Here is a 14,539-nt window from a genome sequence, read left to right on the forward strand (position 1 = left end):
CTAACTATTGCACTGGTTATTGAACTGGCAAGGTTATCGTACCTGACTCCTGTTCTCCAGCCAGCGTTTGGTATTCATAAGAGAATGTTACCGTAGACTGATAGGAAGCCGTGTTATCACTTGCGTAAACTCCCATGTAACGACGATACTTGAAAATACCGCTGTCTATAGATGTTCCACGAACGTAGTTGACGTTAGCATTGTTCGACACGTTTTCATTATCAGCCACTTTTAACGCCATAGATTTTGATATATTAATATCTCCATCGAATACAATTGCATATTGGTCAGACAATGGGTATGGGGTTCCCCCCTCGTTGTAACCCGTGGTCGAAATAATCAGATAGTTCAGTGTATTGATAGAAACAGGGAAGTACATATACACCGAGGAAGACCAATCACTAACACTGGAAAGCTGGCCTGCTGTGTTTTCGGGCACGATGATAGTGCCGTTAGAATAGTGATTTTCGTTATCGATAATCACGTCATTTATATCAAAAACCTCCGCACCAGACACAGGCGTAACAAACGTGTAATCATCTTCATAAAACTCAACGTCTATTTCGTCTGACTGTGCCGACACGCTTCCAATGGTATAGGTATATTCTGTATTGCTTGTAAGCTCAGCGTCTGGAGTCAAGGTTTGTTTTGTACCATTTAAAGCCTCAGAAAGGGCCAAAGGCACTGAAGTTTCGTTGCTGTTTATATAGGTATAACCCGCTGGAACGCTATCTGAGTCAGATTCATTTCCTAACGTTATACTAACTTCATTATATGATAATAAGGCTTCGCTCTCATCGAGAGTAACAGCCTCCGAGTAATACACACTATAAGCAAACGTTTCGCTATTTATGCTGCTGGTCACCACTTCTAAATTAGACTGCGCTTCAACCTCACGAGCTAACAACACTATAGAAACAGTATCGCTATCAGCAATGGTGTAATAACTATTTGAATCGTAACCACTAGTTTGGATATTCAGTGATACTTCACCTGTTGAACTATCCGTAGACTGATTAACCCAGATGTACCCACTTGAGTAAGTCGTATCATTAACGGTGAGCGATGGCATCGAAAGCTGCACATTTCCATCAAAAGGAACCGTAACGGTATACGCCTCTTCTGCATCATTATAAGTAGATTCAATACCCTCTTCGCCCTGCATTGAGAACACCGCGCCTTCAACAATCGAACCATTTGCATCGATTAATGAGATGGAAATTAGTTTATCTTCTACCACATCGTCGACAGAAGGAGTTAACACAAGTTCTTCATCTTCAAATGTGTTCGCTTGATATAAATAAAGAAGACTTCCCGAAGTACTTCCAACAGAAGACGACTCTATATCAAAATCCGGCTCCCCATCGTCATCTAAGTCAACATTAGCTGTTAACGTGACATACAGGTCTTTTGGCAAGGTGATATCATATTGGTTTGTGTCAGTGTTATAAGTTGATTGGTGTAAATAATCGAAAGCAGTACTTCCAGGCTCTCCGCTATACGAATACCCTGTAAAGGACAAACCTGTTATAAACTCACCACTGGCTTCATTAACGATACTAAAGGAGATATCGACAGGTTCAGAAACAGACAGCTCACCGATATCACTATACACATTGCCACCACTAGCGGAGGACGTGTTTACGAAGAAAGCACGAGGCAGTAAACTTTCATCGGTTGAAGATACAAGAATAATTAAATCAGAATTCGCCGGCAAACCTTCTACCGTAAATTTACCATCCACCGCCTCTATGCCATCTACAATGACCGTATCACCTTGCAGAACAGAAACAAGTGCATTTGCGGCACGCGCATCAGTTCCCGAATTCACAACAATACCTGCGAACGTTACTGTAAAGGTCTCATTGTCAACTTGGTCGCTCAAAAGTTGATTTTGTTCTGCGAGAATAGTGTTCTGCTGGTTTAAAGCGTCTATAACCCCGTCATTACTATCATCATCAACTTCAATACAACCTGTCAGTGCGATAGAGAGTGCTAAGGGAATAGGGGCGAGCTTTCTATTAATTTTCATTGTACTTCCTTTTTTATTATTTTAACTGAATTGAATAATTCTGAACTTTACAAGGAAAAGTAAGTGCTACGAGGTGTAGCGCGTAACGAAAAGAAAGTCGATATCGAAGGGTACTTCCATCCTTGAAATTAGCTTTAGAATACCTAAACATTTTCTAATATGCACTAGGGGTAACAGCAAAAATTCATGCATCTTATTTATAATGCCTTAAGTCTCACCTGTAACACTATCGTCAAACAAGCGTCACTATTTTGTCAATTAACCTCCATATAGTGGCGTTCCAAGGCAACTGCTTTGGGACCTTGCTATGAAAAAAACACATTACCGCACACTTTGGCTTTCTGATATTCACCTTGGCAATCGTGATTGCAAAGCTGAATACCTACTTTCATTTTTAAACAGCGTCACCGTCGACACCCTTTATTTGGTTGGCGACATTGTCGATATGTGGCAAATGACAAAACAATTTCGTTGGCCACAAGCGCACAATCAAGTTATGCATAAGCTAATGGCGATGAGCCAAGATGGCACCCGCGTTGTTTATCTTCCGGGTAACCACGATGAACCAATACAGTCCTATTCTGGAATGGCATTTGGCGATATCGAGATTGAGCGCCAACTTGTTCATACCACGGCCCAAGGCAAACGCTATCTAGTGCTACATGGCGATCAATTTGATGGCGATGTCACCATGGGTAAATTTCATGCATGGATTGGCGATAAAGGTTACGACTTACTGCTGTTTTTAAACCGCGAGTTCAATCGTTTTCGTAGCTGGCGTAAACGTGAGTACTGGTCACTTGCCGGTTACATTAAAAAGCATATCAAAGGGGCAAACGAAGCGATTGCTCGCTACCGTCAGGCTTGCTGTTCACGAGCAGCAGAAATGGGGCTTGACGGGGTGATTTGCGGTCATATTCATCACCCTGAAAGCACAATGGAAAACGGTATTCATTACATCAACGATGGCGATTGGATGGAAAACTGCAGTGCTTTGGGTGAAGACGAAAATGGAAACCTAACGCTAATCTATTCCCTTGAGACCATGAACAACGCAGATAATGTTACACCACTGAAAGTGAAAAGTTCACCATCGAAAGCAGCATAAGCATACCACTTAAACCCCGCGTTTCTAGATATACGAAACGCGGGCGTCTGCATTGTCAGATAACTGACATCAAACTGTGTGAAAACCGTCATATTCCCCTGCTATTGTTCGCAAAAACCGAGAAAGACTATGTTTACTGTTGATGAAGTACTAAATAAACACTATCCCCAAGTGGCTAACAACCCCTTGTTGTTTAGGTCTTTATCGTTTGTGCTGCGCCACCTTTTGCATGAACGAGAAATAATAGAGTTCGGCGAAACCTATCCCCACTACGAAGATATCGACTTTGTAGAGCAAGTGCTCGAATACTTTAACATTAGCTACTCTACCCGAGACGTAGAGAAAGAGCGCATTCCCTCACAAGGTCGTGTGGTGATTATTGCCAATCATCCTATCGGCTCACTAGACGCACTTGCGTTAATTAAACTTGTTAGTGAAGTTCGTCACGACTTAAAAGTAGTGGCGAATCAAATGCTCATGGCCATTGAGCCTCTGCATGACATGTTGCTGCCAGTCAATAATATGCAAGGCGGTACGCCGAAACAGCATTTAGGGGCTATTCAAAAGCACCTACAATCAGATGGGGCCATTTTAATATTTCCCGCCGGAGAAGTGTCACGATTACGCCCTCAAGGTGTGCGGGACACCCTATGGCATTCAGGCTTTTTACGTATAGCCCGACAAGCCAAGTCCCCTATTCTTCCGGTTTATATTGATGCCAAAAATAGCCCTCTATTTTATGGGGTGTCTATGGTGTACAAACCTTTAGCCACCGCGCTGCTGGTGAAAGAAATGTTTAAGCAACGCAAAAAACACCTTCCTATGCGAATTGGCGAGCTTATTCCTTTCGAGTCTTACCAACAAACCAGCATAGCGCTAAAAGATCAGGTCAAACTATTTAAGCGCCACTTATACCGCATTGGCAGTAACAAGAAAGGTATTTTCGACACGCAAGCCCCTGTGGCCATGCCGGAAGATAGAAAAGAGCTTTCCCGTGCAATGAAGCAGTGCGAACACTTAGGCCACACTAGCGACGGCCAGTCGATATATTTGTACCAACATAAAAATTGCTCACCAATTATGCGTGAAATTGGCCGCCTAAGAGAAGTTGCCTTTCGTGCGGTAGGTGAAGGTACTAACAAACGCCGCGATATAGACCAATACGATACTTACTACTATCACTTAATTCTTTGGGATGAGAGTAATTTAGAGATTGTGGGGGCATATCGTTTTGGCGATGCTGAGTTACTGAGTCATAAAGACCACCCTACCGGTCTATATTCGGCAACGTTGTTCGACTATGGAAGTGAGGAAAGTAACAGCACCTTGTTCAAAGAGGGGCTCGAACTTGGTCGTAGCTTTGTTCAACCCTGTTACTGGGGTAAACGTAGTTTAGATTATTTATGGGTTGGCATAGGTGCATTTTTAAATCGCTACCCGAAATATCGATACATGTTTGGCGCGGTGTCTTTAAGCAATGCTTACCCTCAACCAGCTAAAGACTTAATTGTACAGTTCTACTCTACTTACTTTCCGGCTAAGTTTGGGCAAGCCACTTCTAAGCGGCCTTATCAAATGTCGCAAGATCCCTTGTATACTTTTACCGGTAACGACTATAAATCTGAGTTTACTCAATTAAAGCATTTACTCGCCAATATGGGCGTGAACGTACCTACCTTATACAAGCAATACAGCGAACTATCGAAAACCGGTGGCGTGGCGTTCTTAGATTTTAATGTAGACCCTGACTTTAACGACTGCATAGACGGCCTAGTGGTGGTCGATTTAGAAGCGTTAACCCAAAAGAAAAAGGAACGCTATTTAGGCGCAACACAATTAAAACCTGAGCTTAAACAGTCAGCGTAGAGGTTTACATATGGCTAATATAGGTGGCTTGATAACCTGATTTAGGTCAACCACTCTATATAAGACACTACACTAAAATAGAAAAGCGCCCGTTGGCGCTTTTTTTATTCTCGTTGGCATATGAATCTAATACAGGCGTTACAGACTCAATAAAACATCTGTAAAAATATCTTCTAGGGTCACAATATCGGATAGGTGAACATGTTCATTAACTTGGTGGATGGTGGCATTTGGCACACCCACTTCTACCACTTGGGTTGTGTCTGATGCAAAAAACCGCCCGTCTGAGGTACCGCCAGACGTGCTGACCACGGGGTAACGTCCAGTGGCTTGTCGAATGGCTTTTTCTGTAATATTAATTAAGCACCGCTTTTCTGTATTGCTTCTACTCAAATAGGATTCACAGGGTCTAGACCAGCTTATCGAAGCCTCGCTATCTACTTGAGCGATAATACGTGTTAATAACTTAACTAAGCTGTCACGGTTAAATTGCCATGCGTAACGCACATTAAATTCAATACGGGTACTACCCGACACCAAGTTATCAGTAAACGCGCCCGTATCTACGTGAGTGACTTGCAAAGACGTACCTGGAAAGTCGAGGCTACCTTGTTCAAACTCGTAGGAGGATAACGCCTGTATGATACGGCTTGCTTTGTGAATTGCGTTATCGCACGTATGCGGGTAAGCAACATGCCCTTGTTTTCCTGATACCAAAATTGTGCCCGACAATGAACCTCTGCGGCCTACTTTAATGGTGTCGCCGGTAGTATGCGTAGCAGTAGGCTCGCCTACTAAGCACATATCAAGTGTAATTTGTTTGGCATCTAAATAGGCCTTTATCCATTTAGAGCCATATTCAGCCTCGCCTTCTTCATCACTGGTAATCAACCACCAATACGTATATTGGTTTGAATCCAGTGATGGTAGCGCTCTTTCTGTTGCTGCTAGCATGGCAGCAACACCCGTTTTCATATCGGCAGCGCCGCGACCATAAAGTTTATTTTGACTTATCACTGGGCAAAAGGGATTAGATTTCCATTTTTCTAATGGGCCTGGTGGCACTACATCGGTGTGGCCAGAAAAAGCAAAATGGATAGGCCCATCCCCCCATTTAGCGATTAAATTAGTCACCCCTTCCACTTTGTGCTTTTCACATGCAAAGCCTAGCTTTTCTAATCGGTGCATTAGATAGCTTTGGCACCCAGCGTCAACGGGGGTAATGGATTCCCGTGCCATAAGTACTTCTGCAAAATGAATGCTTCTAGCGTGGTGGACCAACGAAAGCGCAGTATTGTTCATAAGAATAAATGAAGTCTAAGTTTGCTTACCTGTTATTACACAAAGTAAAGATGACACACAGATAACAAAATTAAGACAAGGAAATGACAAGGCTAAACTGATTTCCCCTTATATACTGTAGTCATATATAGTTAGGGTTATAGATGATTCTATCGATAAACTTGTATTTAGGCAGCGAGCTAAAGTTATTACTAGAAGCGGTTACCCTACATAAAATTTAATCCCCCTTTACCGATACAACGCGAGGTCGAGTTTTGCTAAAGATTATTGTACTAATACCACTTATCTTGTCGTTATTGTGGTTTGGCTACTTGAGGGTGAATAGCTATTCCCTAGCACAAGGCAAACAAGGTTTTACTTACATACTGGTACTGTCGAGTGTTATTGCGGCATTTTACGCGCTGATGCTCTTTCTGACTCACTAGCATTTTTACTTACCAAGAAAACGCTCACAAAAAAGCCAGTGTTGGCGAAGCGATAACCACATCGCTTGTTCAACACTGGCTTTTTTAGCGTATTTTTCACTTACCGCTAAGGCGAGGAATAGCGCTAGGCTTACTATATAACGGTTTTACGTTTCAACCTGGTTATATTCTCACAAGCCTTTAAGCAGTAAGATCAATAATACTAAAGGTTTTCAGACACCGTAACATCAGCATCAGCACGTAAAGCTTCAATGAACTGCTGGTAAACACGTTGACCTTGCATCTGTGCTAAACGAGGTTTCAGACTTTCTGACATCTCAGCACTTAGCGCAGGCGCACTGTTCACTTTAACAAGCTCAACAATGGCCACGTCACCGTTCACGGTTGCTACCACATCTACACGCTTTTCAGCTTCAGTAGATAAGGTAAATAGTTTATCAACGATACTGCGGTTTAATGTACTACCACTTCTCGCCACTGCTTCAGCACTTTCCCAGTTAAGAGACTTTTCTGCTAATGTTGCATCTACACTTTCGCCTTGCTGAAGCGATTCAACAACACTTGTAGCCCAGCTTTCAGCAGCTTCTTGTGCTTTCTGTGCTTTCACTGTTGATACAATTCCATCACGAACTTCGTCTAGGGCTTGAGTACGCTGTGGCAAGTGCTCTACAACACGCACAACAACGACTGTTTCATCATCTAGTTCGATAATATCACTGTTCACGCCTTCATCGATAAGTTCAGAAGAAAACGCGACTTCAGTCAGTGCTGGTGAGCTCATATTTACTGGCACAGTGTTACGGCTAAACAAACCTGTTTCTTGTACCGGTAAGTCAACGGCGTTAGCAACATCTTCTAGTGTATCAGGCACTTCAAATGCAATTTCAGCCATGGTGTTTTGCAGCTCGAAGAATTCTTCTAATGCTTTATCGGTAAGCAATGTCTCGCGGATTTCTGCTTCTACGTCTTCAAATGCTTGAACTTGCGCTTCTTTAAGTTCAGTCAATTTAATGATGTGAAAACCGAATTCAGTTTCAACAACGTCGGTATAGTCACCCACATTCGCTAAACTAAATACCGCTTCATCAAACGCATCGTCCATCATTCCAGGAGTAATAAAATCTAGATCACCACCATTTTCAGCTGAAAAGGTGTCATCTGAATTACTTTCAGCTAACTCAGCAAAATCAGCACCGTCGTTCAGTTGGTCTAATAGTGCTTGAGTTTTCGCTTTTGCTGCATCAGCGTCATCGCCTGACTCGATAAGAATATGTGAAACTCGACGCTCTTCTTCTTTGCCATAACCGCTAAGGTTATTGTCATAGTAAGTGCGAACGGCTTCGTCATCGACGCTTACGCGGCTTTTAACGTCTTCTACTGTCAGTGATACATAGGCAAGCTTAATTTGCTCTTCGGTATCAAATGCAGTGATGTTAGCGTTGTAATATTCGGCAATATCATCTTCTGTTACTTCCACCGACTCGGCGAATGAAGCAGAATCAATCATCACGTATTTAGCGTCACGAGTTTGAAGCTGCAATGCATTCGCACGTTCAGCTTCTCCAGGCAACGCAAACTCAGAATTGGTTAACGCTGCAGCCAATTGATTTTGTGTCATTTGAATGCGTAAATAATCACGGAAGTCAGCAACCTGAAAGCCGTTTTGACGCAAAATAGTTTGGAAACGGTCGTTGTCGAATTGACCACCGAACTGAAACTCTGGCATTTGTACGATAGTTTCACGAATTTGAGCATCGCTAACGCGTAAGCCCATTTCCTGTGCTTGTTGCTGAATAAGTTTTTCAGCAATAAGTCTATCTAGTACGTTACGACGAAAGTCACTTAAATACTGTTCGCTTGAAAACAACTGGGCAATGCTCTCGCCAAATTGTGATTCCATTTGTGCCCGTTGGTTCTGATAACCGCGTTCTAATTCCTGAGCAGAAATTTCTTCGCCATTAACTGTTGCTACTGCCGTAGTACCTGAAGACGTCAGGTAGCTTCCTACACCAGCAAACACGAAACTCAATACGATTAGGGCAATAATTGCCATTGCCCATGGGCCTTGAGAACCTTCTCTGATTCTTTCTAGCATGATTGTTCTTCAACTCCGTTGCTTACTACACTTGCCCTTTAGCGTTGGATAATGCCTACGCTAACATCATGGCAAAAAATAAGCGGTGATTATAACCTAATACCTGTGAAGATAAACGGCTTAACAAAAACTAATCCTTCTATTGTCCAATAAAACCGCAGCGTGATGCGCAATGCACTGTCGCGCTATAGGTGAGATAAAGAAAATAGTGGGAAATGATAAATTCGGCGTTACAAATAAAAAAGGCGATGGCATAAGCCATCGCCTTTTTCTTGCAAGTTTTGCTTAGTTACAAGCGTCTTTCAGAGCTTTACCAGCTTTGAAAGATGGAACTTTCGCCGCTGAAATCTGAATAGTCTCACCAGTTTGTGGATTACGACCACTACGAGCAGAGCGCTCACGTACTGAGAAAGTACCGAAACCGACTAGTGCCACTTGGTCACCGTCTTTAAGTGCTGCAGTTACTGAGTCAGTGAATGCATCTAGAGCGCGGCCGGCAGCTGCTTTTGAAATATCTGCGCCAGCAGCAATTTGGTCGATAAGTTGAGACTTGTTCACTATTATGATCCCCTTCGATTGTTATTATACTGTTTGTCCAAAACGATTTGATTGAACGTTATAGCAAGCTTGATTCTGAACATCAAGCATCTGTCACAATTAATTAACTTTTATTGAATCGCTGCAATCCCTTTTGTGGCAAGGCTTCAAGCGAATACAAATTAAAGGTAACACAACTCTTGCGACAAGAAAGCCCTATTTTGAAAAAAATAGGCGAATTGGCGAAGGTATGCACACTTTTTAATCAATTATTGCAAATTTAAGGCTGCAAGCCTTTAAAATTAGGACATGCAGCCAACCATTTTAGCTTTTAGTTGCAACCTCAAAAGACTCTACTGGCTCTTGAAGTGCAATATCAAGCACATCATCAATCCACTTTACAGGGTGAATTGATAAATCTTTTTTCACGTTTTCTGGAATTTCTTCCAAATCACGTTCATTTTCTGCTGGAATAACCACCGTTTTAATTCCACCACGGTGTGCGGCTAGTAGCTTTTCTTTCAAACCACCAATGGCCAACACTTCACCACGCAGTGTTATTTCACCGGTCATGGCCACATCGCATTTAACGGGGTTACCGGTTAACGATGACACCAACGCTGTACACATTGCGATACCCGCACTTGGGCCATCTTTAGGTGTAGCACCTTCAGGCACGTGAACGTGAATGTCGCGCTTTTCATAAAAATCTTCGTTAATACGAAGCTTTTCAGCGCGACTACGCACAACCGTCATTGCAGCTTTGATAGATTCCTGCATAACATCACCAAGCGAACCGGTTGATGTCATCTTGCCTTTACCTGGCACTGAGGTGGTTTCAATAGTCAGTAAATCACCGCCTACCTGTGTCCACGCTAATCCGGTAACTTGGCCAATTTGGTTATCTTTATCTGCTTTACCGTAATCGAAGCGTTGTACACCTAAGTAATCTTTAAGATTGTCTTGAGTCACTGACACTTTATCTTTGCTCTTAGTCAGCAAGATATCTTTAACGGCTTTACGGCAAACCTTAGAAATTTCACGTTCTAAGCTACGAACGCCTGCTTCACGGGTGTAGTAACGAATCATGCCGATAATGGCAGATTCGGTAATCTCAAGCTCTTTAGACTTAAGTCCGTTACGTTCCATTTGCTTACTGATTAAGTGACGTGTTGCGATGTTTAGCTTCTCGTCTTCGGTATAACCAGAAAGACGAATAACTTCCATACGGTCAAGTAATGGGCCTGGAATATTCATGCTATTTGAGGTTGCTACAAACATCACATCAGATAAATCGTAATCCACTTCTAAATAGTGGTCACTGAAACTGTTGTTCTGTTCTGGGTCAAGCACTTCTAGTAACGCAGATGCTGGGTCGCCCCGCATATCAGAAGACATCTTATCAATTTCATCTAATAAGAAGAGTGGGTTTTTCACCCCTACTTTTGCCATTTTTTGCACTAGTTTACCGGGTAGCGAACCGATGTAGGTACGTCTGTGCCCACGAATCTCAGCTTCATCACGCACGCCGCCCAATGCCATACGTACATACTTTCGCCCTGTCGCTTTCGCAACCGATTGGCCCAAAGAGGTTTTACCTACACCAGGAGGCCCTACAAGGCACAAGATGGGTCCTTTCAGCTTTTTAACACGCTGTTGTACCGCGAGGTATTCTAGAATGCGTTCTTTGACTTTCTCTAACCCGTAATGATCTTCATTTAAAACCACTTCAGCGCGAGATAAATCTTTCTTCACTGGTGAACGCTTATTCCACGGTACGTTGGTTAGCCACTCAATGTAGCTGCGTAATACGGTAGCTTCTGCCGACATGGGCGACATCATCTTAAGCTTTTGCAACTCAGACTTAGCTTTATCCAACGCTTCTTGCGGCATTTTGGCGTCTTCGATTTTCTTCGCTAACGCTTCAAATTCATCTGGTGCATCATCAAGCTCGCCGAGCTCTTTTTGAATCGCTTTCATTTGCTCATTCAAATAGTACTCACGCTGGCTTTTTTCCATTTGCTTTTTAACACGGGTGCGAATTTTCTTCTCAACCTGTAGCAAATCGATTTCACCTTCCATCAAGGCCATTAAATACTCAAGGCGTTCATTCACCCCTTTCATTTCTAGCACTTTTTGTTTTTCGGTGAGTTTAAGCGGCATGTGCGCAGCCATGGTATCTGCTAAGCGTGCAGCATCTTCAATACCATTTAGCGAAGTAAGTACCTCAGGCGGTATTTTCTTGTTTAGCTTAACGTAACCTTCAAACTGTGAAACCGCAGAGCGTATAAGCACTTCTTGCTCGCTCTCATCAATAGCACCGTCTTCAATTTTACTTACGTTAGCAACAAAGAAAGGTTCTGATTGCTCGTAACCTTCAACTTCACCACGCACACTCCCTTCAACTAACACTTTTACCGTGCCGTCAGGAAGTTTTAAAAGTTGAAGAATAGTGGCAATAGTACCAACGGTATAAATGTCATCGGCATCAGGTTCATCCACACCGGCGTCTTTCTGGGCTACTAAGAAAATCTGTTTCTCGTTTTCCATTGCCGCTTCAAGACAACGGATCGATTTTTCTCGCCCTACGAATAAGGGTATGACCATATGCGGATAAACAACCACGTCCCTTAAGGCAAGCACAGGAATTTCAATGCGATTTTCTCGCTCAACTGTCATACGTGTTCTCTATTAGTTAGCATTGTCGATTGATATGGGGATGCTAGCGCAAAGTTCAAATAAAACATTCTTAATGTACGTAAATTCGCTGCTTTCCCTGCTTTTCTTTACCATTATCGATTTTAGACCGTATGGCAATAGTTTGTTGCCGAATCTATCAGAAAGGATAGGTTAAACGGGTTTGTTTGCTTAAATAACCAGCAAGTTGTTTTTTGAAAGGCAAAAAACGCTAATTTTAGCCATACAGAAAAGCGTAATATTTGAGTATTATTTTTATGGCTTTGAAGTGAATGATCTCGAATACTGAGGTTAAGGGTGGGTTAGGGGTGAAAGTAAGCTCGAGGTTAACAAAACCTAACGCAGAAAATATTTATGTGCTGCTAGAAAACAAAAAAGGCCCCGAAGGACCTTTTTTAGAAAGTAAAACGGCCTACTCAGAAGCTGCTTTTTTATCTGTGTTGTCGTAAATTAAAATAGGTTTTGATTCGCCGCGAATGACGGTTTCATCAATAACTACTTTGCTTACGTCTACCGCAGACGGTAATTCGTACATGGTATCAAGCAGAACTGCTTCAACAATTGAACGAAGACCACGGGCACCAGTTTTACGATCCATCGCCTTTTTAGCGATAGCATGCAGTGCGTCGTCACGGAACTCAAGTTCCACATCTTCCATATCAAATAATGCTGAGTACTGCTTCGTAATCGCATTCTTAGGCTCTTTAAGAATTTGAATCAAGGCTTCTTCATTCAATTCTTCAAGGCTAGTCACCACAGGTAGACGACCGATAAATTCAGGAATTAATCCGTATTTAACCAAGTCTTGTGGCTCTACTTGCTTGAACAACTCGCTTATTTGCGCGGTGTTTTCAGATTTAGACTTAACAGCCGCACCGAATCCAATACCCGTGCCCTTTTGTGCACGTTGTTCAATAACCTTATCAAGTCCTGCGAACGCACCACCACAGATAAAGAGAATCTTAGAGGTATCTACCTGCAAAAATTCTTGCTGTGGATGCTTACGGCCACCTTGCGGAGGAACGGAAGCAACAGTACCTTCAATAAGCTTAAGCAATGCTTGCTGTACACCTTCACCCGATACATCACGGGTAATAGATGGGTTATCTGATTTACGCGAAATTTTATCAATTTCATCAATGTAAACAATACCGCGTTGGGCTTTTTCTACATCGTAATCACATTTTTGCAGAAGCTTTTGAATGATGTTTTCAACATCCTCACCCACATAACCAGCTTCGGTTAATGTGGTTGCATCTGCCATTGTGAACGGAACGTCTAGCAAACGTGCAAGGGTTTCCGCTAGTAATGTTTTACCACTACCCGTTGGCCCGATAAGTAGGATGTTACTTTTACCAAGTTCCACACCATCGTGCACATCACCATTACGTAAACGTTTGTAGTGGTTATATACCGCTACAGACAATACTTTTTTGGCATGCTCTTGACCAATAACGTAGTCATCTAAGTGTGCATGGATTTCATTTGGCTTTGGTAAAGCATCCTGCTTTTGCTTAGGCGCGATTTCCTTGATTTCTTCGCGAATGATATCGTTACATAACTCAACACACTCGTCGCAAATAAACACCGACGGGCCTGCTATTAACTTTCTTACTTCGTGTTGGCTTTTGCCACAAAACGAGCAGTACAGTAACTTGTTATCACCGTCACCGCTTTGTTTATCACTCATTACAATTGCCTCTGCCTTGCCTGAACCGAAAACCAAATCGTGCCTAGCACTAGTTCAGGTCTACTATATATAACTATACTACTTAGTTACAGCCGCGTCAGATCGATTTGTCATAACTTGGTCGATCAAGCCGTATTCTTTGGCTTCAGTTGCACTAAGGAAGTTGTCACGATCAGTATCGTGGGCAACTTTCTCGTAATCTTGTCCCGTGTGTTGCGCCATTAGGCGGTTCAACTTCTCTTTAATAGACAGGATTTCTTTCGCATGAATTTCAAAATCTGATGCTTGACCTTGGAAACCACCTAAAGGTTGGTGAATCATCACACGAGAGTTTGGTAAACAGTAACGCTTACCTTTAGCACCACCAGACAACAAAAATGCACCCATGCTAGCCGCTTGACCTACACATACCGTGCTTACGTCTGGCTTGATGAAATTCATGGTGTCATAAATTGCCATACCCGCAGTTACAGAACCGCCAGGTGAATTGATATAAAGAAAAATGTCTTTTTCTGGATTTTCAGCTTCCAAAAATAGCATTTGAGCCACAATCAGGTTGGCCATGTGGTCTTCTACCTGCCCTACTAAGAAAATAACATTTTCTTTTAGTAGACGAGAATAGATGTCGTACGAACGTTCACCTTTGGAAGTTTGTTCAACTACCATTGGAACAAGTGCATTCATTGGATCAAATGGGGTATTAGTCATAGCTACCTTGATTATCTAGCGTTAAAAACAAAAATGCTCGGAAGGCTCCGAGCATTTAAGCAGTTGCTGACAGGTGAAG

General features: G+C 42.5%; 9 protein-coding genes. 2 read left to right on the forward strand and 7 right to left on the reverse strand.

Annotation, left to right across the window (positions count from 1 at the left end; genetic code table 11):
- Positions 1–16: 16 nt before the first annotated feature.
- Positions 17–2,032 carry a hypothetical protein gene (locus tag FLAVO9R_RS13555; protein ID WP_159532147.1) on the reverse strand — a complete coding sequence of 672 codons (2,016 nt, stop codon included), beginning with the start codon at positions 2,030–2,032 and terminating at the stop codon, positions 17–19.
- A 307-nt stretch (positions 2,033–2,339) separates the two neighbouring features.
- Between FLAVO9R_RS13555 and FLAVO9R_RS13560 the strand changes: the two genes are divergently transcribed.
- Together FLAVO9R_RS13560 and FLAVO9R_RS13565 are read left to right on the forward strand one after the other, a co-directional pair.
- On the forward strand, positions 2,340–3,140 hold the full coding sequence (locus FLAVO9R_RS13560) for a UDP-2,3-diacylglucosamine diphosphatase (protein ID WP_159532149.1): 801 nt from the start codon (positions 2,340–2,342) through the stop codon (positions 3,138–3,140).
- A gap of 129 nt (positions 3,141–3,269) precedes the next feature.
- Positions 3,270–5,006, forward strand: coding sequence for a GNAT family N-acyltransferase (locus FLAVO9R_RS13565; RefSeq protein WP_159532151.1), 1,737 nt, complete (start codon positions 3,270–3,272; stop codon positions 5,004–5,006).
- Between the two features lie 138 nt (positions 5,007–5,144).
- Here FLAVO9R_RS13565 and dapE read toward each other — a convergent pair whose 3' ends face one another.
- From dapE to clpP, 6 genes are all read right to left on the reverse strand, one after another.
- Entirely contained in the window at positions 5,145–6,308 is a 1,164-nt protein-coding gene (gene dapE, locus FLAVO9R_RS13570) for a succinyl-diaminopimelate desuccinylase (RefSeq protein WP_159532153.1), read from the reverse strand.
- Positions 6,309–6,935: 627 nt separating this feature from the next.
- Complete coding sequence (locus tag FLAVO9R_RS13575) at positions 6,936–8,828, reverse strand: SurA N-terminal domain-containing protein (protein WP_159532155.1); 1,893 nt, start codon at positions 8,826–8,828, stop codon at positions 6,936–6,938.
- 285 nt (positions 8,829–9,113) lie between these two features.
- On the reverse strand, positions 9,114–9,386 hold the full coding sequence (gene hupB / locus FLAVO9R_RS13580) for a nucleoid-associated protein HU-beta (RefSeq protein ID WP_012518978.1): 273 nt from the start codon (positions 9,384–9,386) through the stop codon (positions 9,114–9,116).
- A gap of 303 nt (positions 9,387–9,689) precedes the next feature.
- Entirely contained in the window at positions 9,690–12,044 is a 2,355-nt protein-coding gene (gene lon / locus FLAVO9R_RS13585) for an endopeptidase La (RefSeq protein WP_159532157.1), read from the reverse strand.
- A 430-nt stretch (positions 12,045–12,474) separates the two neighbouring features.
- A complete protein-coding gene (gene clpX, locus FLAVO9R_RS13590) occupies positions 12,475–13,752 on the reverse strand; it encodes an ATP-dependent protease ATP-binding subunit ClpX (RefSeq protein WP_057790625.1) in 1,278 nt (425 codons plus the stop codon).
- Between the two features lie 78 nt (positions 13,753–13,830).
- On the reverse strand, positions 13,831–14,460 hold the full coding sequence (gene clpP, locus FLAVO9R_RS13595; RefSeq protein ID WP_159532159.1) for an ATP-dependent Clp endopeptidase proteolytic subunit ClpP: 630 nt from the start codon (positions 14,458–14,460) through the stop codon (positions 13,831–13,833).
- Positions 14,461–14,539 lie beyond the last annotated feature (79 nt).

The sequence above is a fragment of the Alteromonas sp. 38 genome, from assembly GCF_902506055.1.
Taxonomy (GTDB): domain Bacteria; phylum Pseudomonadota; class Gammaproteobacteria; order Enterobacterales; family Alteromonadaceae; genus Alteromonas; species Alteromonas lipotrueae.